Here is a 23,500-nt window from a genome sequence, read left to right on the forward strand (position 1 = left end):
ACACTCATTCCTGGGATGAATGTCCATTTTACCTCGAAAACACCTCTTTGCCTCCTCTTTGCCTCCTCTTTGGGTCCTCGGAAAGACCTCCGGGGCCGAGGACCCAAAGAGGACCCAAAGAGGTAGTATCGGGGAGCCAAAGAGGTCTAATAGTACTCCCTAACCAGGCTGATTACTGCAAGTCCACATTTCCTGGTAACTAATTACGGCCCCCGCCCGTCTAACTATCAGACTACCAAAGCCAGCCCATGCTAAAAAATTATTTAAAAACCGCTTTCCGGAATATTATCCGCCATAAAGCGTATTCCTTCATTAATATTTCCGGACTGGCTATTGGTATGGCCTGCAGCATCCTTATCTTTTTGTGGGTGGAAAACGAGTTGAGTTATGACCGGTTCCACGCAAACGCCGGCCAGGTTTACCGGATCACCTGCAACGCCGGGGATTTTAAGGCAGCAGTAAACCCGGCTGGAATGCCCGCCGGCCTGAAAGCAGAAATGCCCGTAATAAAGAACTTTGTCCGCCTTAGCCATATTTCCACTAACCTGTTTGAAGCAGACAACCGAAAATTTGAAGAAAAGCGGGTGTTCTATGCTGATTCTACTTTTCTCCAAATCTTCTCTTTCCCGTTGATTAGTGGTAATGCGAAAACAGCGCTTGACCGTCCCGATGGCGTATTGATCACAGAAGACATGGCCACCAAATATTTCGGGAAGGAAAATGCCCTGGGCAAGACCATAAGAAAAGATAATGGTGACAATATTACTGTAACCGGTGTGCTGGCAAATATCCCTCCTGACTCACACCTACAATTTGATTTCATCCTGCCCATGTCTTCAATTGCCAAAACAAACTTTGACCTTAAGACAAACGTGTGGGATAATTTCAATTTTTACTCCTATGTGCAACTGGATAAAAACTTCGTCCCTGCAACAGCCTCTTTAAAAAGTCTGGAAAAACAGATCAATGAGATTTATAAGAAACATGTAAATGTGGCAGAACTGAAAGTAGATTTTCAATTGCAACCGTTAACCAGTATTCACCTGCATTCCAACTTACAGGTAGATCTGACCGGTCATGGAAATGCACAATATGTAAAGATCTTTTTTATTGTCGCCATATTTATTCTTGCAGTGGCTTCCATCAATTTCATGAATCTCGCCACAGCACGCTCTGCCAGGAGATCAAAAGAAGTTGGTTTACGAAAAGTAGTTGGCGCTGGCCGTAAACAGCTGATTACCCAATTCCTGGGTGAGTCTTTGCTGATAGCATTACTTGCACTGCTCTTAGCCTTTGGGATTGTCCTGGTATTTCTTCCACTTTTCAATACTATCTCTGAAAAATCATTGTCCAGCCATTTCCTGGATGGAAAATTTATGCTTCAGCTGCTGGGTATAGCGGTGGCTACAGGGTTGGTTTCCGGCTGTTACCCCGCATTATTCCTATCCGGATTTAACCCGGTAAAAGTGCTGAAAGGAAACATGAAATCAATGGGCGGAAATTTATTATTCCGGAACGGGCTGGTAATTACCCAGTTTATTGTATCGATAGTGCTGCTTGCCGGTACTGTAGTGGTATACAAACAACTTCAATTTATAAAAAGCAGGAACCTCGGCTTTGAAAAAGAAAACCTGTTGTATATGGAAATGACCGGCGAAATGTGGAACAAACAACAGGCACTCAGAACCGAGCTACAAGGGAATCCACTTACTGCTGATTTTGCCATTGTTTCCGAATTACCAACAAATCTTACCAGTGGTACAGTAAGTATTTTATGGGAAGGGAAAGACCCTAATGCACAAACAGTCTTTCCTTCAATGGATGTGAGTGAAGATTTCATTGATGTTTTCCAGATGAAAATATTAAGCGGCCGAAGTTTTTCAAAGGAATTCAAAGCCGACTCAACCAATTTCATCATCAATGAAAAAGCCATGCAGGTAATGGGGATGAATATAAAAAACGCAGCAGGCAAACCACTGACTTTTCAAAATGAGAAAGGAATAATTATCGGTGTAGTTAAAGATTTTAATTTCAAACCGATCCAGCAGGCTATAGAACCATTGATCCTTCGGTTGAACAAATATGGCGGTAATGTGGTCATAAAAACAAAACCGGGCAATACCGAGGCGACCATCAAAGCATTGGAAAAAATCAGCAGGCAACTCAACCCGGCCTATCCTTTCAAATATAATTTCCTCGACAAAGACCTCGCCAACCTGTACAAAGGCGAACAGAAGCTGGGCAAACTTTTCAACATATTCGCCATCCTTGCAATTTTCATTTCCTGTTTGGGCTTATACGGATTATCTGCTTACATGGCCGAACAAAGAACCAGGGAAATCGGGGTTCGTAAGGTTTTGGGAGCTTCTATTTTTAATATTGTATACCTTTTATCGACCGGATTTACACGGCTCATCCTTATTGCCACAGCAATTGCTATCCCGGTTTCCTGGTTTGCTATCAACAGCTGGCTGAAAGGGTTCGCTTATCGCATAGATATCAGCTGGATCATTTTTGCTGTTGCATCCATTACAGCTTTATTGATCGCCTGGCTCACTGTCAGCTATGAATCTGTCAGGGCAGCCATTGCCAATCCGATAAAGAGTTTAAGGGCAGAATGATATAGAAATTTTCTGCCAAGCGCGCTTAATGAATTATATTTCAGCAATGGTAATCCTACCAACTTTTAGCAATATAATTTACATGGGTACAAAGATGAAAAACGCAGCATTGCTATTCCTTACTTTCTTATCGTTCTCAGCCACCTTACTACGGGCTCAACACAGCGACTTCCCAAACCGGATAAATTCAAAGGCATTCAATCCATCTACCGTGCTATGGTACCCTGAACCTGCAAAAAAATGGGAAGATGCAATCCCTGTTGGCAACGGCCGGTTAGGCGCCATGGTATTCGGCAAAAACGGTGAAGAACGTATCCAGCTTAATGAAGAAACCTATTGGACCGGCGGGCCATATTCAACCGTCGTAAAAGGTGGCTACACCGCCTTACCGGAAATCCAGAAACTTGTATTCGAAGAAAAATATTTAGCGGCGCATAATTTATTCGGGCGAAAGCTGATGGGATACCCCGTTGAACAACAAAAATACCAGTCACTTGCTAACCTGCACCTGTTTTTCAGGAACCAGGATTCTGTCAGTAACTACAAGCGCTGGCTCGACCTGGAGACCGGCCTAACAGGTGTTTCTTACCAATCTAACGGCATCACTTACCTGCGCCAGGTATTTGCTTCTGCACCCGACCAGGTTATAGTAGTCAGGGTCACTGCAGATAAACCCGGCAGTATTTCTTTCACCGCAAACCTGCGCGGCGTAAGAAACCAGGCGCACTCCAATTATGCAACCGATTATTTCAAAATGGACCCCTATGGTAATGACGGATTAGTGCTGACTGGTAAATCAGCCGACTACATGGGTATTGAAGGGAAATTAAAATATGAAGCCCGCATAAAAGCTGTTCCTGAAGGTGGTACTATAAAAACAGATGGCGTTGATTTAATCATTGAAAATGCCGACGCGGTTACCTTGTATTTTGCTGCTGCAACAAATTTCATCAACTATAAAGATGTAAGTGCAAACCAGCACCAACGGGTAGATAACTACTTTAATGGCATAGAAAACAAAACCTGGCAAAGTATTCTTGAATCAGCCGTCGCCGATTATAAAAAATACTACGACAGGGTCTCGCTAAAATTACCCATCACCCAAAACTCTTTTCTCCCGATACCGGAACGCATACAAAAAATACAATCAGGTCCAGACCCGTCACTGTCTGCCCTCAGTTATAATTTCGGGAGGTACCTGATGATTAGTTCATCCCGGCCTGGCACCGAACCAGCCAACCTGCAAGGCATCTGGAATGATGATATGAACCCGGCATGGGATTCGAAATACACCACAAATATTAATACCGAAATGAATTACTGGCCGGTAGAAACCGGTAACCTGTCCGAATGTGCAGAGCCACTGGTCCGCATGGTGAAAGAACTAACAGACCAGGGTACACAGGTTGCCAGGGAACACTATGGTGCCAGCGGATGGGTCTTCCACCAGAATACGGATATATGGCGTGTCGCTGCGCCTATGGATGGACCAACCTGGGGCACTTTCACTGTTGGTGGCGCCTGGTTGTGCACACATTTATGGGAGCATTACCAATACACCATGGATAAAAATTTCCTGCAGGAGACTTATCCATTGATAAAAGGTTCGGTACAATTCTTTATGGATTTTTTAGTGACCCACCCCAACGGAAAATGGCTGGTAACCAATCCATCCACTTCCCCCGAAAACTTTCCGGATGGCGGCGGCAACAAACCTTATTTTGACGAAGTAACCGCGGGGTTCAGGGAAGGCACCACAATTTGCGCAGGCTCTTCCATTGATATGCAGATACTCTACGACCTGTTTGGTTATTTCATAAAAGCATCCGCCATCCTTGGCGAGAATGATGGATTCATCCAGCAGGTAAAAACAGCCCGTGAAAAATTAGTGCCGCCACAAATTGGCAGGGATGGTTCACTGCAGGAATGGGCCGATGACTGGAAATCACTGGAAAAAAACCACCGCCATTTTTCACATATGTATGGCCTGTATCCCGGCAAGATATTGTATGAGAAAAGAACGCCCGCATTGATAGCCGCGTATAAAAAAGTTCTGGAAGAAAGGGGCGATGCATCCACAGGCTGGTCAAGGGCCTGGAAGATGGCGCTTTGGGCCCGGCTGAACGATGGCAACAGGGCTAATAAAATTTATAAAGGATATATTAAAGAGCAGAGCTGCTTATCACTTTTCGCACTGTGCGGACGGGCACCGCAGGTGGATGGGACCTTTGGTGTGACTGCCGCAATCACGGAAATGTTGTTGCAATCACAGGAAGGATACATAAAATTATTGCCTGCCCTTCCTGATGAATGGAGTTCGGGCGAATTCAGCGGCGTATGCGCAAGAGGCGCTTTCGAATTAAGTTATGCCTGGGAAAATAAAAAAATCACCCGACTTAAAATAGTATCCAAAGCAGGCGAAAATTGCAGGATTGAATCCGGTGCGATAAAGAAGATAAAAAGCAATGGACACAGCGTGCCATTTAAAAAACTGGCAGATAATATTGTTGAATTCAAAACAATAAAGGGTGGCGTATATTTTATAGAAAAATAAATAATAACTTTTAAGGAGATTATAAATCAGGCTAAATGGCTACTTATCCAAGTATATTCAATGATGTAATCGGACCTGTAATGCGTGGGCCTTCCAGTTCCCATTGTGCCGCCTCTTTACGCATTGCCCGATTGTGCAGGGACCTGATGGATGAAAACATCAAGGATATCATTATTGAATTTGACCCTAATGGTTCATTGGCAACAACACACAAGAGCCAGGGTTCTGACATGGGTTTATTCGGTGGATTCATGGGTTGGGAAGCCTATGATGAACGGTTGCCACTATCTGACAAACACCTGGCTACTTCAGGAATAAATGTAACCATCAATATATGTGATATAGGCGCTGGTCACCCGAATACTTATAAGTTTACGCTAAGCAATAATAAAGAAACAAGAAACCTGACAGCCATTTCTACGGGTGGGGGCATGATTGAAGTGATTGAAATAGATGGCAATACTATTTCGATGGCTGGCGACTATTTTGAAACACTGATATACTGTAAAGAAGCGGAAAAGATAATCAAGTACCTAAAAGCATCCATTGCATTTGATGATATACAATTCCATAAAGGCGAGAGAAGTTTTATAGAAATCAAATCACAAACATTTCCTGATCCCTCTATTTGCAATGAATTGCTCAGCATGGAGGAAGTTACAGTTATAAAATACCTGAAACCGGTACTGCCTGTAATGGCAAGAAATAATTTACAGGTACCATTTATTACCTGTAATGAAATGCTTGAGTATAACAGGAATAAAAATAAATCCCTTTGGCAACTAGCCCTGGATTATGAAGCTAAAAGGGGAAATATTTCCGAGTCGGAAGTATTTGAAAAAATGCGCGACATTATCCATATAATGGACAAGGCAATTCAACTGGGTTTAAAAGGAACGCATTATGAAGACCGGATCTTAGGCAGTCAATCGGTACTCTTTAAAGAAAAACTCAATGCCAACCAATTAATTGGTGGCGAAACCAATAACAGGATCATCATGTATGTTTCTGCCATGATGGAAGTAAAAAGCTCGATGGGCGTAATTGTAGCTGCTCCAACTGCAGGTTCCTGCGGAGCCTTGCCAGGTGCAATTTTCGGGACAGGCCATTCCCTGCAATTGCACGAAGATGAGATAGTCAAAGCTATGTTATCCGCAGGATTAATAGGGGTGTTCATTGCGGCGCACGCTACTTTTGCAGCGGAAGTGGGCGGCTGCATGGCGGAAACCGGATCAGGCGGTGGAATGGCTGCCGCAGCAATTACTGAAATGAACGGTGGAACGCTGAAGCAGTCTTTAGCCGCAGCCTCGTTAGCGCTACAAAATTCCCTGGGGATAATTTGTGATCCAATCGGCAACCGCGTGGAGGCCCCCTGTTTAGGAAGGAATGTAATGGCAGCCACAAATGCTGTTTCCTGTGCCAATATGGCTTTATCCAATTATGAGCAACTTATACCCCTCGATGAAGTAATAGAAACAATGAAAGCAGTTGGTGATCAAATTCACCATACCCTAAGATGCACCAACCTTGGTGGCCTCTCCATAACGAATGCCGCAAAAAAAATTGAAGCCTTGCTGGAAGTACAACCTGATAAATTTTATAAAAGTTGCTGATACATCTATGAGCCATTATGATAAAAGTAACATCCAATACCCAAGGTTTGCCTACTACTTAAACCCTATTGGAAAAAGTATATACCCTGGTTGTGTTTACCTGATTAAATAAATTACTGGCAATTATCTTTACCTTGCGGCCTGGTCAACCAACCGGGTGAAAAAAACAATCGCCATATCATTCCTTTTCATCATACTGCTTTTTCAGTATGGCCACCTCATTGTGTTTGTTATCGGGGAGATCAGCATAGAGCGGGACTTCGAAGCCCAAATCCTCCAAAATATTCCTGATGCCTCGCTCGACAGGATCGAGGACAACAATGAACTTTCCTGGGAGGAAGAAGGCAGGGAATTTACATACCAGGACAAATTATACGATGTAGTAAGAACCAAAACCGAACAGGGGAAGAAAGTATATTATGCACTTAATGACCGAAAAGAAAAAAAACTGGTCGACCAGTTCTCCGGGAACATGAAAACAGGGCATGAAAATGCTGATGGTACAAAAAGCGGAAAATATAGTATAAAATTCCAGGCTGCTTTATTTACAGTGCCTGAACAAGCCAATGAACAATGGGTTACCTGTGAAGCGGAAAAAAAATATTTCAACAGGGATTCCAGGATCATTTCCAACCCCCAAGAAATAATACCCACACCACCCTGGGCTTAGTGACTGTCCCCTTTATTTTATTGTAAATACACACGACCCTGGCTGCACATGGCTGTTGCCCTGGGGCAATTCTACCTGTTGATTATTAAAATCATTTAAATAATGAGATCAAAAATTTTATTTACCCTGGCCTGTATGGCCATGGTTTCAATATCGTTTGCACAAAAAATGCTTACCGGGAAAATCCTTGATGCCGGTTCCAATACACCACTTTCCGGCGCTACCATTACATTTCCGGGCGGGGCCACAACTTCAGCCAGGGACGGTTCATTCAGCATCAACTGCCCGGCGGGAAATTCTATCACTGTTTCCTATGTTGGTTTCGTTGCACAAAAGATTACTGTTAAAGACTGCGATGCCATTCTTACAATTTCACTCACAAGCAATAACCGCACCCTTGATGTTGTGGAGATCACTGCCACTTCCAATTTCAATAAAGCGCTGCTTTACCAACCCGCATCAATTGCAAAACTTACCCTTGCTGAACTTAAACGCGGCACAGGGTTGTACCTCGATGACGCAATTTTAACCAATGTACCGGGTGTTACAATGAACCGCAGGAGTGTTGCAGGCGGACAGCAATTTAATATTCGCGGTTATGGCAACGGGACCAGGGGTACACGGGGTATTAGCAGCAATTTCGATGGGCAGGGCTCAAAAGTTTACCTCAATGGTATCCCGATTACCGATGCAGAAGGCATAACAACTATGGATGATATTGATTTTGGATCTATAGGTAATGTAGAAGTGATCAAGGGTCCGGCCGGAACCCTTTATGGACTTGCTGCTGCCGGTGCGGTAAACCTTAAAACCACCAGGCCGGAAAAAGGAAAAACATCCCTCGGCCAGGAAGTTATGGTCGGTAATTACGGCCTGCGCAGGTATACCACAACTTTTCAAACCGCCGGCGAACGTTCTTCCATCCTCCTGAATTATGGCCACCAAAATTCAGATGGTTTCAGCATCCACAATGCTTCCAAAAAAGACTTTGTAAATTTTGTTGGTGAATTCACTCCAAATGAGAAACAAACTGTCACTACCTATGCTGGTTACAGTAATTCCTATGATGAAAGGCTTGGGGAGCTGACCATCGACCAATGGAATAATAATGATTATTCCGGTAATCCGGATTATATCAAGCGAAATGCGCACAGCAATGTGATCAGTTTCCGTGCAGGCGTTGGACATACTTATGCCTTCAACAAGCATCTTTCCAATACCACTACTGTATTCGGTACCGGCTTTACCAGCAATGCAAGTTCAGCCGCGGGATGGACCGATAAAAACACCATTAATTATGGCTTACGGTCAACCTTTGACACAAAATTCGAGCTGGGCAGTAATGCAACATTGAGCGGCAATACCGGGATAGAAACACAGAGGCAGGACGGACAAACAATCGGCTACAACATGAAACAGCACCCTGCGGATACCGATACCACATGGACCCTTGGTGAAAATCCATATTGGGTGATCAATGCCAATACTTCGAATACAGCAACAGTGTCAAAAACAACTTCTTTATTTACACAATGGACCCTTGGCCTGGCAAAAGACCTGTCCATTACCGCTGGAGTCGGGGTCAGCAATATGAAACTAACGCTTAATGACCGCTTCAACCCGGAACTAGCAACCCGTCCGGCTACTTACAATAAAGATTACCGCGGCATGGTTTCCCCGCATCTCGCCATCAATAAGGTATTCAGTAAGCAATTCTCATTGTATGCATCTTACAGTGTGGGCTACAAAGCGCCGGTAAGTTCTTATTTCTATATCACTACGCCCGCAGTAACCAATCCGGCTACGCCAGCCACAGGCAGGGTAAATGAAGACCTAAAAGCCGAGACCGGCAGGCAATTTGAAATAGGTTCAAAAGGCAACCTGTTTAACAGCAGGCTCAGCTATGAACTGGCCTGGTTCCATGCAACATTCTCGGATAAAATGACAAGTGTTGCTGTTTCCTCTCCTGCTTCACCCAATACCACCCTTTATTCCTATGTGGTGAATGGAGGTACGCAAATTGACAACGGACTGGAAGCGCAGGTAAGGTTCACGGCTTACAGTGCTACAAATGGATTTGTTACCCTGGTAAGGCCATTCGCCAATTTCACTTATTCTGATTTTAAATATGGCGATGATTTCAGGTACCAGAAATCCGCAACAGTAACCGAAGATTACAGTAGTAAAAAAGTAGCAGCTGTTTCCCCGAAAGTATTTAACCTTGGTGTTGACCTTGGAATGGCAGCCGGCCTCTATGCCAACTTCACTTATACCTACAGGGATGGGATGCCCATTACTTCACTGAATGATGTATATGCAGGCAGCTATAACCTGTTGAACGGTAAACTAGGTATTCGCCAGGCTCTCGGAAAACATTTCGACATTGATGCATACCTGGGTGCTATAAACCTGACAAATACCAAATATTACCTGATGGTATTTGCCAACCAGCTGCCCGATGCCTACCTGCCGGCAGCTCCGAATGCCAATATTTTCGCGGGGATAAACCTGAAATATAATTTCTAAATTACAAGTGATGATGAAAAAAATTATCCTGGCAGTTTCCCTTCCGCTGTTGCTGGCGTCCTGCGGCAGGTTCAAAAACAAAGAAACCACATATAATAGCGGGCAACGCATCGTCTGTTTGTCAAAGCACCTTACAGAAATAGTTTTCGCGCTAGGCAAAGGACACAATATTGTTGCTGTAGACCTGAGCAGTACATACCCTGACAGTGCGAAACTGCTGAAAACAGTTGGCTATCACCGGGCTTTGAATGCTGAAGGCATCATTGCCATGGACCCTGACCTGGTGATTCACAGTAATGATATCGGTCCGGAAAATGTGTTACCGCAAATCACAAAAGCAGGACTAAATATCAAAGCATTTGGCGGAGCGAATACTATTGACAGCGCTAAATTACTGATCACTGAAATGGGGAAATTTTTCAGCGAGGAAAAGAAAGCTGATTCCCTGAACAGGAAAATAGATAAGGATTTAGATATAGCTAGAAAAGCCTTACTGGAAATGCATTTAAAGGATACGCCGACTGTAATGGTGATCCATTTTGGCAGGGCTAATAATGTCTATTTTGTGATGAGTGGCCGTGGCGGCCCTGCAGATAAATACATTGAGCTAGCTGGTGGCAAGACAGCCCATTATGATGCAAAAGGTGCGAGGCAAATCAGTGCGGAAGCAGTCGCAACTGCAAATCCTGATATAATTATTGCTACAGATTTCGGTTATGACCAAATGGGCAGTATGGAAAAATTCATTAGCGGTGTACCCGGTGTGGCACTGACCAATGCGGGGAAAAACAAACGGATCGTCCGGTTCGAAGAACACGACCTGGTTTATTTTGGTCCGAGGTCCGGTGAGAATATAATGGCATTAATGAAACTGATCCATCCGCAGGCAGATGTTCAGAAATAACAAATACTTCCTGCCAGTACTAATTGCATTACTGGTTATTGTATTACTCTGTGCCATTGGATTTGGGGCAGTGCCAATAACACTAACAGATATCATAAGCGCTGTGCAGCATTATATCAGCGGGCAGCCTGCCGCCAATATCCACGAAGCTGTGTTCTGGGAACTTCGGCTTCCCCGTGTTTTATTATGCGCCATAACAGGAGCAATACTGGCAGTTTCAGGAGTACTGATGCAGGGATTATTCCGCAACCCCATTGTTGAACCTGGCCTTGTGGGAACCAGTGCAGGTGCAGCTTTTGGTGCATCAATAGTATTTGTGATGGGCACCGGTATTGGCGTTGCATTTAAGTCCGCTACCGGCCCGTTTCTTGTGCCGGTTTTTGCATTTGCCGGCGGAATGCTGGCCACTTATGCAGTTTATGCATTGGCGAAAAATGCGAAAAGGGTATCCACGCTTTCCTTATTGCTTATTGGCATTGCGATCAACGCCATTGGCCTGAGTGGCACAGGTTTCATGAGTTACCTGGCAAGGGATCCGCAAGCCCGCAGTATTACATTCTGGAGCCTTGGCACTTTTTCAGGAGCTTCCTGGTCACAGGTCTTTATCGTAGGCAGCATTGCTGCAATTATATTTGCAATTGCACTCAGCTATGCGAAACAACTGAATGCCTTACTCCTTGGCGAAGAGGAAGCGACTTATTTAGGCGTTGACCCCAAACGCCTGCAGCAGAAAATACTGGTCATCAACACTGCTATGGTTTCAGTAGCCACTGCATTTGTGGGCGTGATTAGTTTTATGGGACTAATTGTCCCCCATATTTTGCGTTTACTGATTGGCAGTGATAACAAGAAATTATTACCTGCTTCTATGATTTCAGGGGCCATGCTTTTAACTCTTGCCGATATGATGGCAAGACTTTTATTAGCCCCGGCAGAAATACCAATCGGCATTATTACATCACTGGTTGGGGCACCAATATTTATTATCCTGCTGAAAAAATTCAATAGTATACAACAAGGAGGTAACAGTGCTTAGGACAGAAAACATTACCTATAGTATTGGCCGGAAGAAAATATTAAAGGGCATAACAGCTGAATTCGAATCAGGCAAGCTGCATATGATCCTTGGCCCTAACGGATCTGGCAAGTCTACTTTCCTAAAAATCTTCAGTGGAGAATTAAAAGGATATACCGGAAAAGTAACTTACCAGCAACAGGATATAAAGGAATTGAACATCGAAGCGCTGGCCAAAAGAAGGTCAGTGATGAGTCAGCAAACCGAACTTGGTTTTCCTTTAACCGTTGAGGAGGTTGTGATGATGGGAAGATACCCGCATTTTGTGTTTAATCCCACTAAAAAAGATGTAGAAATATGCCGGCAGGTGATTGACCTCCTATCGCTGTCTTCCTTCACTTCAAGGAATTACCTGACCCTGAGCGGAGGTGAAAAACAGCGGGTACAATTTGCAAGGGTGCTGGCGCAAATCTGGGTGCAAAACAATAATGAAACCCGTTTCCTCTTCCTGGATGAACCATTGAACAGCCTTGATATAAATTACCAGCAGGAGTTTCTCCAGGTCCTCAGGAAATTTGGAAAGGATGATGTTACAATGATTGCGGTTATACATGATATAAACCTGGCTACACAATATGCCGACAACCTGCTTTTCTTTAAAGAAGGAAGCCTGGTAAAACAAGGAGCACCTAAGGAAATTATTTCTTCCGGATTATTATCAGATGTTTTCCAGGTTCAGTCAACCATTATTGATAATCCGGTTACAAAACAACCACTTGTTATCTTCAGCAGCCAATGAACAGTTGGGTAACTGATTTAAATCATACCGGCCACATATATTTTTATTTAATTTAACTTCCCTAAGCATCTTGTATTAATTAACATTAATAGGAACAATGAAAAAAATAATCGGCGGCTTGTTATTGCTGCTTACACTTACAGCCTCTGCCCAAAAAAGACAATACGTTTCCGCTGCATTCACCGACAATGCCAGCGCCTATCCTTTTGGGAAATTCGCAGGTTTTTTCAATGAGCCTGTGCATGCCGGATTTGAATTTGGCTGGGGCCATGTGAAAGAGAAAAATAAGCACGATTGGTATTGGGAATTGAAAGCTGGTTATTTCTACCACCAGTTTGTACAAAACGGCATCCCGATTTACGTGACCGGCGGCTATAGATACAGGATAGTGAAACATTTTAGCGCAGATGTAAGTCTTGGCCTGGGTTATTTTCATTCAATTGCTACCACAGCCGTATTAAAGCAAAACAGTTCGGGCGAGTATGTAAATGCCAAGGGAATAGGCAGGCCGCAAGTGATGGTTCCATTTACCCTCGGCGCCAATTACGATTTCAACTGGAACAATACCCGGCAATGCAGGATTTTCATAGAATACCAGCAGCGAATACAGGCACCATTTGTTAACAGTTACGTACCCATATTACCCTATAACCAACTGGCCATCGGTTTTGCCTTTTACCTGCCCGGAAAAAAATAAAAAATCCATGAAAAAGATATACACCCTGGCTATTTTTGCATACCTGCTGTTGACAGCCTGCCAGAAAGCACAGATAGCACATACACTCGATCAGTCTAGGGATGTACCCTGGGCAGACTCCAGCAATAACCACCCCAAAAATGCAGCATTCCGCGACCTGCTTGAAAAATACAAGACAAAGGGACTACCCGGAATTTCATTGCTCGTCAACGACAAAAACGGTACCTGGGTTGGTTCAACCGGTTATGCGGATATAGAAAAGAAAATCCCGTTCAGGGTTGGACAGGTTGCCAAAATAGCCAGTATCACCAAATTATTTATGGGCACCCTTGTATTTAAAATGATTGAAGATTCAGTCAATACAGGCATTGGCTATAACTCCCTGTATGACCCCATAACAAAATGGTTGCCTTCCCGTATTACTGATAAGCTGCCGAATGGAAAATTGATTACGCTGGGCCAATGCATGAAACACGAAACAGGCATTCCAGATGTTATAGATGAAGACAAATTTTACCTCGCTGTATTAAACAACCCGGTAAAAAAATGGGAACAGGAAGAACTGCTGGAAATTATATATGGCAAAGCCCCCGTCTTTGCTCCCGGCGATACGGCAATTTACTCTAATACGAATACGATTATAGTATCCCTTATACTGGAAGCAGCAACTGGAAAAAAACATGAAGACCTCTTAAAAGAATACCTGCTCCATCCGCTGGCATTAAGCCAAACCTTTTACCAGCCATACGACCAGTTACCAGCCAACACCGCCCAGGGATATTTCGATTTATACAATAACAACACCATTGTAAATGTTTCGAACCTTGTTACGGGTAGTGGTAACGGTTATGGCGGATTGTATTCAGATGTTTTTGATTTGTACTCATTCATTGACAGGCTTTTAATCAAAAAGACAATCCTAACCCAGAAATCATTGACCACAATGGAAACCTATGGCAAACCTGATTTCCCCAACCAATATGGCTATGGAATTATGAAAAAATTCATTGACCGTGGTGAAGATGCCGGGGTTGGGCACTCCGGCCGGGACCTGGGATATTCCGCGAACTTATTTTATTTCCAGAATAAAGGGGTAACCCATGCCTTCCTGGTGAATTATGGAACAGCCGGGGATAGCAACTTAAAAAAAGTGTTCGAGGAATTTCAGGATGAATTACTGGACCTTACATTGAAACCCTGATAAAGTGAACAGTATTAAATACTTCGCTGCGGAAGACCATATTATCCGCAAAATCTGGGGAAAGGCTGATACCATCCTGCTGATCTTCGCCGGATCGGCCGCAGAATTTGCATTGAATAAGGCGGTGGACTGGCTATACTTCACCGGAAAAATTCCCAAAGACCCGATTGGCCGGCTTTTCTCAACAGTTTCTTATGCCCGGAAAATCATTTTCGCTACCGAAGAAGACGCTTTCGCCACCATCGATTCCATAAACGACATACACGGCCATGTTGAAAAAGCAAGGGGAGCGAAAATCCCAGAATGGGCCTTCCGCGATGTACTGTACATGCTGATCCATTATTCCATTGCTTCCTTTGAAATACTGGAAAGAAGTTTAACAAATGCTGAAAAAGAAGCCGTATACGACAACTTCCTGAAACTGGGGAATCGAATGCAGATCCCCCGATTGCCATCAGACTATACTTCCTGGCAACTCAGCTACGATGCACACCTGCAACAGGACCTGGAAAAATCGGCATTAAGCATCGATTTATTCAAACAATACAAAAAACACCTGGGCACCATCCGGTACAGGATCCTGCTGGAATCACAGAAGCTGGTGGTGCCGCCTCAAACGGCAACGTTACTGGGATTTACAAAGGGCTCCGCCCTGAAACCATTGATGCCATTTTATAAAACACTCAGGGCTGCCAAAGCAGACTGGCTGCTGAAATCCATTTTATTGCCAGCAGCTTACCATGAGCAGATCAGGCAATTGGATGCCTGAAACCAAATTAATTGACTGCTGCAAATATTTCATTTTGCACCTGCAGTCCGCCTGGGAAACGTCCCAAACAGGCAGGTGCCAAATTGATTCCCCTTCTATTATCAAAAGAAAAGTCAATGGTTTAAACTACCTGTAAACAATTTATTTGTTATACCGATCTATTTACCGGCCCGCGATAACCGACAAACAACCATATTTCCCGACAAACTGCATTAATCGGAAACAATTGCTTTAAATCTCCTGGTTGCACCATATGTCGATTTTTGCTACACAAGAAAATATTTCATTCTAACTTATTGAAAGAAATAAAATCTCAACCTTTAAATATTCACCAAATGAAAAATAAAGCCAATAATAAAAAAACATTTTTTTACTCCTTCGGCCTTCTAATGCTATATTTTGTCCTGGCAACCTGTTCCTGCAAAAAGGAAACAAAACCAACAGAAGTAATCATACCCACACCAAGGACAACACATCAGATACAATCATTTGTACTGGATACAATACTAAAAGCACCAGATGAATCGGGCTTTGAATGGGAGCCATGGGACGATTATGTAATAAAAAATGGCGAAGATTCATTGTTTTTTACTTCCTTGCCCAAATTGGATTCCAGCTATCATTACACTATTGAAAATTTTACAGATGTGTCCCTGATAATGAAGAATGGAGATACAATTAAAAACATACCAGCGCAAACATCCCAGCTCAATATACCTTCCCCATTTTCCTATTATTGCAGCTGTGAATTAAATTTAAAGGATCGTGTTAATTCCCCAAATTACATAGGTATCAACTGGATTCAAACTGCACCACTTACAAGGCCTGATATTAATGCAGTGCATATTTTGTTTAGCTATTGGAGTTGGAAATAAAATTTACAAAAAGACGCGGATTATTATAAACATCCCCGGCATAGAGACCTGCCTGCTGTTTGAAAGCAAGGTTCCCAATCAGAAACCATACCTGAAGTATATGAAGCCCTGTTGCGGATGTACCTAAAGGCAAAAACCCGCCATAATAGGTGATAATTATCAATCCAACTGTTTACGCGGTTTTGTAAATTTGCATAATGGATCAGCCATTTTCACAGGAATCTGCAATCGATGCCTGGTTTGGTAGCGAGGCGCAGTTTAATTCCCTGTATCCTGAAGACATCAGGTTAATGTCCCGCCGGCAGTGGACGCCATTATTGGTGGCCAAAAAAGCCGCAGCCTTCCTGAGGACTGGTCCAGGGATAAAAATTCTGGATATCGGCAGTGGCGTGGGGAAATTTTGCCTGGCTGCAGCCTATTACAATCCCGATGTAGCGTTTATTGGCATCGAACAACGCAGTTACTTAACAGACCATGCCAATTGCGCATTGGAAAAACTCGCACTGAAAAATGTTTCCTTTATCAACGGCAATTTTACCGAACTGAATTTTAAGGATTACCAGCATTTTTATTTCTATAATTCCTTTTACGAAAACATTGCTGAAAAAGAACAGATTGACCAGGACATCCCCTGCTCAACCGCGCTATTTGAACATTATAGCCACTGTCTCTACAAACAATTAAAAGAAGCAAAAAAAGGAACCCGGCTGGTCACCTACCATAGCGTTGAAACTGAGATACCCGAAGAATACCATATTGTACAATCCGAGATTAACGATTACCTCAAATTTTGGATTAAAGTGTAAACAATCCATAATTTAATTGCACCTGATATGCTGAAACATACCGGAGTCCGCCGTACCCATATTCATAATGTTCGTTTAGCCACTCTGTTAAGCTTAACAGCAGGTTTAGTTAACGGGGAAGGATTCCTGGGTTTTTCAGTATTAACAACAAATGTTACAGGTCACGCTGCTTTATTTGCAGAAAGTATTTCCATAAAAGACTGGACGGCTTCATGGGTGATTGCACTATGGATGCTGTTATTCCTTGGCGGTGCATTCATTTCCAGTTTTATCCTTGATATAATAGGAAAAAATCAGCGATACTCGTATTTGATCCCCATTTCCATTGAATTTTTAATACTACTTGCAAATGGCCTATTTGGTGGGGATTTTGAAAATATTTTTTTCGGCAAACAAATATTTGCAGGCAGTTTACTATTTGCCATGGGGCTTCAGAATGCGCTCGTCTCCATGATTTCAAAATCTGTGGTGCGTACAACACATTTAACCGGAACATTCACGGACCTTGGAATTGAACTTGCGCAATTAAAATTCGTCCGTAAAGAAAAGAAAGCCGAAATGAAAGCCAGGATCAGGCTGAAGATATATATCATTATATTTTTTATTGCCGGCGCCTTATTCGGCGCTTATGCTTTCAGGAGCTTGAAATTTTATTCCTTTTTCATACCTGCTGCAATTTTAATATTCACTTTACTCTATGATGTCTTCAGGGTAAACGCAAAACTTTATTACCGGAAAATTGAGAAAAAAATAAAAACCGTAAAACCGGTTATCGTAACTACCAAAACATAAGAACTGGCTATTAAAAGCGTATATTCAGGAAGTGGATTTTTTTAGTTTCTAATTATACCTGATAATGGAAGCATTTGAATTGACTATTGGCTCATTAACCCTTGTATTATTAAGCCTGATAGCAATACCGTTGTTGCCCATAAAACATAAAGCAACCGGTGGCCTTATACTTGTCGTATTAATTGCCATTCTTTCTACGATCCCCGCTTCAAAAGCACTTTTCCAAAACAGCACCTATCAATTCAGGTATGAAACCGGTTACTCACCAGGCAATATTTCAATACGCATCGATTCACTTTCTGCCTGGTTCATACTTATAATCAATATCATTTGCATAAGCGGCGCTTTATACGGAAAAGGATACTTAAAAGCCTACCTGGACCAGAAAGCCAATATATCCATCCACTGGATATTATTTGTTGTATTGCAAATGGCAATGCTATGGGTCTGCATGGCCCAGCAAGGTTTGGTTTTCCTTATAGCCTGGGAAATCATGTCGTTGTCCGCCCTGTTACTGCTCATGTTTGAACATGAAAAAATTGAAACTTTAAACGCGGGAATCAGGTACCTGGTGCAAACGCACCTTGGGGTAATACTGCTTACAACTGGTTTTATATGGCTGTATTCCGCAGAAGGCTCATTCGAATTCAGTGCGATTGATAAATTCTTCAGGCATCACCCAAACCAATGGCTTTTCCTGCTCTTTTTCCTTGGATTTGGTTTTAAGGCCGGGATTGTCCCCCTGCATACCTGGCTGCCTTATGCGCACCCTGCCGCACCATCACATATATCCGGAGTAATGTCTGGTATCCTGGTAAAAATGGGTATTTATGGGATTTTAAGAATTACGACCTTTCTGCATACAGGTTTTTTTCAAATAGGGACCGGCATCCTCCTTGTTGCCATAATAACCGGACTTTACGGGATCCTGAATGCGGCAATGCACCGTGACCTTAAACGAATGCTTGCGTATTGCACTATTGAAAATATTGGCATCATCTTCCTTGGTATGGGTATAGGATTAATTGGAAAAGCAACAGGAAATCTGGTACTGGCTTCCATTGGATTTGCCACTGCCTTATTGCACACCCTTAACCATGCCCTGTATAAATCCCTATTGTTTTTTACAGCAGGTAATATTTACCAGCAAACACATACACGCGACATGGAGAAATTGGGAGGGCTGATAAAAAACATGCCTGGATCGGGCCTTATGTTTCTTATTGGCAGTATTGCAATTGCAGGGCTACCGCCTTTTAATGGTTTCGTTTCTGAATTTCTTTTATATACCGGCATTTTTATTGGCATCAAATCAATTGGTGTACACTATGTAACTATAATGATCACCTCCTTTGCCAGCCTGGCCCTTATCGGTGGTATCTCTATGCTAACATTTACAAAATCTTTTGGCACTATTTTCCTCGGTAATCCACGAACAGAATTTCACCGGCAACCCCGTGAGGTTTCACTGGCCATGTTATTACCCTGCTTCCTTATTATTTGCATAATGCTTTCCATTGGACTCCTGCCGCAATTCTACTTTTCATTGGTCCAAAATGTCGTTCAGTTATTTGTACCGGTGGTCTCAACGGAAATTAATTTCATTCCTGCCGCCCTGACTTACAGTTTAGCCGCCATTGGAAAATATGCCCTGCTATTTATATTGCTTTCTATTACCATACTTATTATAAGGAAAATAATTTCCCGCGAAAACACAAAGCCGGCTGTAACAACATGGGCCTGCGGATATCCGGCCCCCACCCCAAAGATGGAATACACCGGCAAATCTTTCTCAAAGTCACTTGGCAAATTGTTAAACTTCATAGTACCTGAGGGGAAAAAATACAAGGAAATTCAAACAGGTGAAATCTTCCCCAAAAAAAGAAAGTATGCTTCACATTACATGGATGTCATTGAAACGAAAATATTTAACAGTATCATCGACAGGATGCTGTATTCCCTGAATTATTTCAAGTTTATCCAGAATGGAAAAATACAGGCCTATATTTTATACGGCATCTTTTTTATAGTACTGGTTTTTATAGGAACAATATTCAAACTAATCTGATGGGCATCCTTTCGGGGTTCATAGTAATTCTCCTTTTAGCGGTCCTGCTGGTTCCATTTATGGAGGTTCAGCGGAAAGGATTAATTTCTGTGGCAGCCGTAATCATTTTAGCCATGCTCTCCGGCATTCCGGCTATACGGGCACTTGCCGGGCATGATCTCGAATATATATTTCCGGGATCATTGGCAACAGGCAGGATTCCAATCAGGATTGATGCCTTATCAGGCTGGTTTATCCTGGTTATCAATTTCACTTTTATAACCGGTGCCATTTACGGCCTGCAGTATATGAAAGCATACCGCACACAAAAAGCCAGCCTGACCCTTCATTGTATTAGTTATGTATTGGCACACGCAGCATTAATAAGTATATGCGCAATTCAAAATTCAGTCATATTCCTGGTCGCATGGGAAATAATGGCATTATCTTCTTTCATATTGGTAACCTTTGAAAGTAAGAAAAACGAAACCCTGAATGCAGGAATAAATTTCCTGATACAGTCACATGCCTGCATTATGCTGCTTACAGTGGGCTTTATCTGGGTGGCATCAAAAACAAACTCGTATGACTTTACAGCTTTCACATCATTCACCAGATCGAATACACAACTAACAGGACTTGCTTTATTTCTCTGTTTCCTTACCGGCTTTGCTATAAAAGCCGGCTTTGTGCCCTTCCATACCTGGTTACCCTATGCCCACCCTGCCGCACCCTCACATGTATCTGGTGTAATGTCTGGCGTAATTATTAAAATCGGGATTTATGGCATCCTGCGAATGCTGCTGCTGATTAAAAATGATTACGTGGTAATTGGCTATATAATTTTATTCCTTTCAATAATTTCCGGCATTTATGGTGTAATGCTGGCCATTATACAGCACAACCTGAAAAAACTATTAGCCTACCACAGCATTGAAAACATCGGTATAATAGGAATTGGAATAGGCCTTGGATGTATAGGGATTGGAAAGGGCAATAACCTTTTAACTTATTTAGGATTTGCAGGGGCTTTACTGCATACACTTAATCATTCCCTATTCAAATCACTGCTATTTTATGGAGCTGGTAACATATACCAGTCAGCGCACACCGTGGATATAGAAAAACTGGGCGGGTTGGGTAAACAAATGCCGCATACCTCATTGCTGTTTTTATTGGCCTCCTTAGCCATTTGTGGATTACCCCCTTTCAATGGCTTTGTTTCCGAATTCCTGATTTACAATGGGATGTTCAAGGGATTACAGGGATTTGACAAACCAATGCTCTCATCATTTATTTTCGGCATATTCGCACTGGCACTGATTGGAGGGCTGGCCATGTTATGCTTCACAAAAGCATTTGGCACCATATTTTCAGGAAGGCCCCGCCATCATTTTCAACAGGCTCCGCAAGAGGGCCATTCCTGGAAATTAATTCCCATGTATGCTGTTGTACTGTTGATTTTGTTGATCGGATTGTTTCCCGCAATATTTATAGCGGCTATTTCAAAACCACTTGAATTATTCACACATATCCAGGATTTAAATAATCACCCGCAAATAGTAAAACTCTCCGGGTCAATATCCATGATAGGAATAAGTGCGGCATGTTTCCTACTCCTAACCGGATTAATCTTACTAATCAGAAATCGCATATCCAATGCTGCAAAGCAAGAACCAGGCATTACCTGGGGCTGCGGGTATGCTGGCAATACTCAAAAAATGCAATACACGGCAAGTTCTTTTATCCGCACATACAGGAAACTGGCTGAGCCAATGCTTTCCATACAAAAAAGGAAAACGGAGCTAACCGGAATATTCCCACAAAAAGGCGCACAGGAAACCAGGCCTTACGATAAACTTGAAGAATGGATAATTGATTACCCTTTACACCAGTTAAAGTTATTTTTCAACCGATTTACTTTTTTACAGAACGGGGACATACAGTTTTATATATTGTATGGGATCGCTTTTATCACCCTGGTCTTATTGGTTCCGCTGGCATTTGATTTCCTGAAAGGATTCATTAATTTTTTAAATACGATTTAAAAAATGACAAGTTTTATACTGATACTACTCGCAAGCATATTCTTTACAGGAATAGTCAACCGGGTAAAGAGCATAACATCAGGCCGCAAAGGCCCAGGGATTTTACAGCCTGTAAAAGATGTAATCAGGCTGTTTAAGAAAAAACCGATTTACAGTAAAACAACCAGTTTTGTCTTCCAGGTAGCACCAGGCATATATTTCGCATCTGTAATTATGGCTATCATGATAATACCACTTGGTGAATTAAAAGGGATCATATCATTTGATGGCGACTTTGTGTTTTTCGCGTACATACTGGGCATTGGGAAATTCTTCAACATCATCGGTGCTTTGGATACAGGCAGCAGTTTTGAAGGAATGGGAGCCAGCAGGGAGGCATTATTTTCCATGTTTGCCGAACCAGCATTTTTCATCCTTATGGGGTCATTTGCATTACTTACAAACCATAGCTCATTCCAGGAAATATTCACTTCCATGCATTTCGGTTCTTCCATTACCTATGTCCTAGGCGTACTTGCAACAATAGTACTGGTCATGATTGCACTGGTAGAAAACAGCAGGATGCCCTTTGATGACCCCAAAACCCACCTGGAACTAACAATGGTTCATGAAGTAATGGTACTTGATAACAGCGGCTTTGACCTCGGCCTTATTTCACTTGCCACAAATTTAAAATTCGCCATGTATGGCGCTTTGATCGCCAATCTTTATATGGGGAATTTCCCACTGTACCTTACAATACCGATTTTCCTTGGTATCCAGTTTATGTTTGCAATCAGCGTCGGAATACTGGAATCATTTACAGCCAGGTTCCGGATGAACCGTAACCCTCAATATATACTGGTTCTATCGTCTGTTTCATTACTGATTTTTTTAGGTGTTTTACTGGTGCTGGGAGAGTTCAGATAATAATTACCTAATTTAAAATATTATGACAAATGCCTTATTGATCATATTCACGATAACCCTGTTATACCTGGGCATTGCCCACCGGTTGCTTACTTATATCAAGATCCTTGCATTCCAGGGTATTTTACTATTCGGTATAGCTTTTATTTCACTTATAGAAATCAATGCCCTGAACCTTGCTTTTGTTTTATTGGAAACCATCATTTTCAAAACTATCGCCATCCCGCTATTCCTTAACTATATTATCCAGAGAAACAGGATTACAAGAGATGCCGAACCTTACCTGCCCAATTTCATTTCATTGATCATAATTACATTAATAATTATATCCACCTTCCTTTTATCGAATGAAATTGCCGATTCCAGGATCAGTAAAATCTATTTCGTGGTTGCACTGTCAACATTATTTGCAGGACTTTATATAATTGTTACCCGGAAAAAGATCATTACCCATGTAATGGGTTACCTGGTAATTGAAAACGGGGTATTTATCTTATCCCTGGCCGTTGGCAATGAAATGCCTATGCTGGTGAACCTGGGCATATTACTGGACATCTTTGCCAGCGTTTTCATACTGGGCATATTCGTAAACAGGATCGGGGATATCCTGAAGGATGTAGACGTTGATCAGTTAAAAAGCTTAAGGGACTAAAA

At 42.5% G+C, this 23,500-nt stretch carries 18 protein-coding genes; all 18 read left to right on the forward strand.

What is annotated here, in order from left to right; translation table 11 throughout:
• The first annotated feature begins 248 nt into the window (after positions 1-248).
• The gene (locus LAQ65_RS08150; protein WP_224116454.1) at positions 249-2,621 is read left to right on the forward strand and encodes an ABC transporter permease; all 2,373 of its coding nucleotides are present in this window, start codon (positions 249-251) and stop codon (positions 2,619-2,621) included.
• Positions 2,622-2,703: 82 nt separating this feature from the next.
• Positions 2,704-5,175, forward strand: coding sequence for a glycoside hydrolase family 95 protein (locus LAQ65_RS08155; RefSeq protein ID WP_224116455.1), 2,472 nt, complete (start codon positions 2,704-2,706; stop codon positions 5,173-5,175).
• Between the two features lie 35 nt (positions 5,176-5,210).
• The gene (locus LAQ65_RS08160; protein WP_224116456.1) at positions 5,211-6,788 is read left to right on the forward strand and encodes an L-serine ammonia-lyase, iron-sulfur-dependent, subunit alpha; all 1,578 of its coding nucleotides are present in this window, start codon (positions 5,211-5,213) and stop codon (positions 6,786-6,788) included.
• Positions 6,789-6,945: 157 nt separating this feature from the next.
• Positions 6,946-7,458, forward strand: a complete 513-nt coding sequence (locus LAQ65_RS08165) for a hypothetical protein (RefSeq protein ID WP_224116457.1) — start codon at positions 6,946-6,948, stop codon at positions 7,456-7,458.
• Between the two features lie 102 nt (positions 7,459-7,560).
• On the forward strand, positions 7,561-9,984 hold the full coding sequence (locus LAQ65_RS08170) for a TonB-dependent receptor (protein ID WP_224116458.1): 2,424 nt from the start codon (positions 7,561-7,563) through the stop codon (positions 9,982-9,984).
• A gap of 10 nt (positions 9,985-9,994) precedes the next feature.
• Positions 9,995-10,888 carry a heme/hemin ABC transporter substrate-binding protein gene (locus LAQ65_RS08175; RefSeq protein WP_224116459.1) on the forward strand — a complete coding sequence of 298 codons (894 nt, stop codon included), beginning with the start codon at positions 9,995-9,997 and terminating at the stop codon, positions 10,886-10,888.
• On the forward strand, positions 10,875-11,924 hold the full coding sequence (locus LAQ65_RS08180) for a FecCD family ABC transporter permease (RefSeq protein ID WP_224116460.1): 1,050 nt from the start codon (positions 10,875-10,877) through the stop codon (positions 11,922-11,924). Before LAQ65_RS08175 ends, LAQ65_RS08180 begins: the two co-directional genes overlap by 14 nt.
• Positions 11,917-12,702: a heme ABC transporter ATP-binding protein gene (locus LAQ65_RS08185; RefSeq protein ID WP_224116461.1), complete on the forward strand. Its 786-nt coding sequence runs from the start codon at positions 11,917-11,919 to the stop codon at positions 12,700-12,702. The genes LAQ65_RS08180 and LAQ65_RS08185 overlap by 8 nt, the downstream gene beginning before the upstream one ends.
• 97 nt (positions 12,703-12,799) lie before the next feature.
• Entirely contained in the window at positions 12,800-13,399 is a 600-nt protein-coding gene (locus LAQ65_RS08190) for a hypothetical protein (protein WP_224116462.1), read from the forward strand.
• Positions 13,400-13,406: 7 nt separating this feature from the next.
• Positions 13,407-14,600 (forward strand): serine hydrolase domain-containing protein, encoded by a 1,194-nt coding sequence (locus LAQ65_RS08195; RefSeq protein WP_224116463.1) that lies wholly within the window; start codon positions 13,407-13,409, stop codon positions 14,598-14,600.
• A 4-nt stretch (positions 14,601-14,604) separates the two neighbouring features.
• The gene (locus LAQ65_RS08200) at positions 14,605-15,369 is read left to right on the forward strand and encodes an oxygenase MpaB family protein (RefSeq protein ID WP_224116464.1); all 765 of its coding nucleotides are present in this window, start codon (positions 14,605-14,607) and stop codon (positions 15,367-15,369) included.
• A gap of 335 nt (positions 15,370-15,704) precedes the next feature.
• Positions 15,705-16,244: a hypothetical protein gene (locus tag LAQ65_RS08205; RefSeq protein WP_224116465.1), complete on the forward strand. Its 540-nt coding sequence runs from the start codon at positions 15,705-15,707 to the stop codon at positions 16,242-16,244.
• 197 nt (positions 16,245-16,441) lie between these two features.
• A complete protein-coding gene (locus tag LAQ65_RS08210; protein ID WP_224116466.1) occupies positions 16,442-17,050 on the forward strand; it encodes a methyltransferase domain-containing protein in 609 nt (202 codons plus the stop codon).
• A 27-nt stretch (positions 17,051-17,077) separates the two neighbouring features.
• Positions 17,078-17,842 carry a YoaK family protein gene (locus LAQ65_RS08215; RefSeq protein ID WP_224116467.1) on the forward strand — a complete coding sequence of 255 codons (765 nt, stop codon included), beginning with the start codon at positions 17,078-17,080 and terminating at the stop codon, positions 17,840-17,842.
• Positions 17,843-17,906: 64 nt separating this feature from the next.
• Positions 17,907-19,910: a proton-conducting transporter transmembrane domain-containing protein gene (locus tag LAQ65_RS08220; RefSeq protein WP_224116468.1), complete on the forward strand. Its 2,004-nt coding sequence runs from the start codon at positions 17,907-17,909 to the stop codon at positions 19,908-19,910.
• Positions 19,910-21,937: a proton-conducting transporter transmembrane domain-containing protein gene (locus LAQ65_RS08225; RefSeq protein ID WP_224116469.1), complete on the forward strand. Its 2,028-nt coding sequence runs from the start codon at positions 19,910-19,912 to the stop codon at positions 21,935-21,937. The genes LAQ65_RS08220 and LAQ65_RS08225 overlap by 1 nt, the downstream gene beginning before the upstream one ends.
• A gap of 3 nt (positions 21,938-21,940) precedes the next feature.
• Complete coding sequence (locus LAQ65_RS08230; protein WP_224116470.1) at positions 21,941-22,846, forward strand: respiratory chain complex I subunit 1 family protein; 906 nt, start codon at positions 21,941-21,943, stop codon at positions 22,844-22,846.
• 22 nt (positions 22,847-22,868) lie between these two features.
• Complete coding sequence (locus LAQ65_RS08235; protein WP_224116471.1) at positions 22,869-23,498, forward strand: NADH-quinone oxidoreductase subunit K; 630 nt, start codon at positions 22,869-22,871, stop codon at positions 23,496-23,498.
• The last annotated feature ends 2 nt before the right edge of the window (positions 23,499-23,500 follow it).

Source organism: Flavihumibacter profundi, assembly GCF_020076305.1.
Classification (GTDB): Bacteria; Bacteroidota; Bacteroidia; order Chitinophagales; family Chitinophagaceae; genus Flavihumibacter; species Flavihumibacter profundi.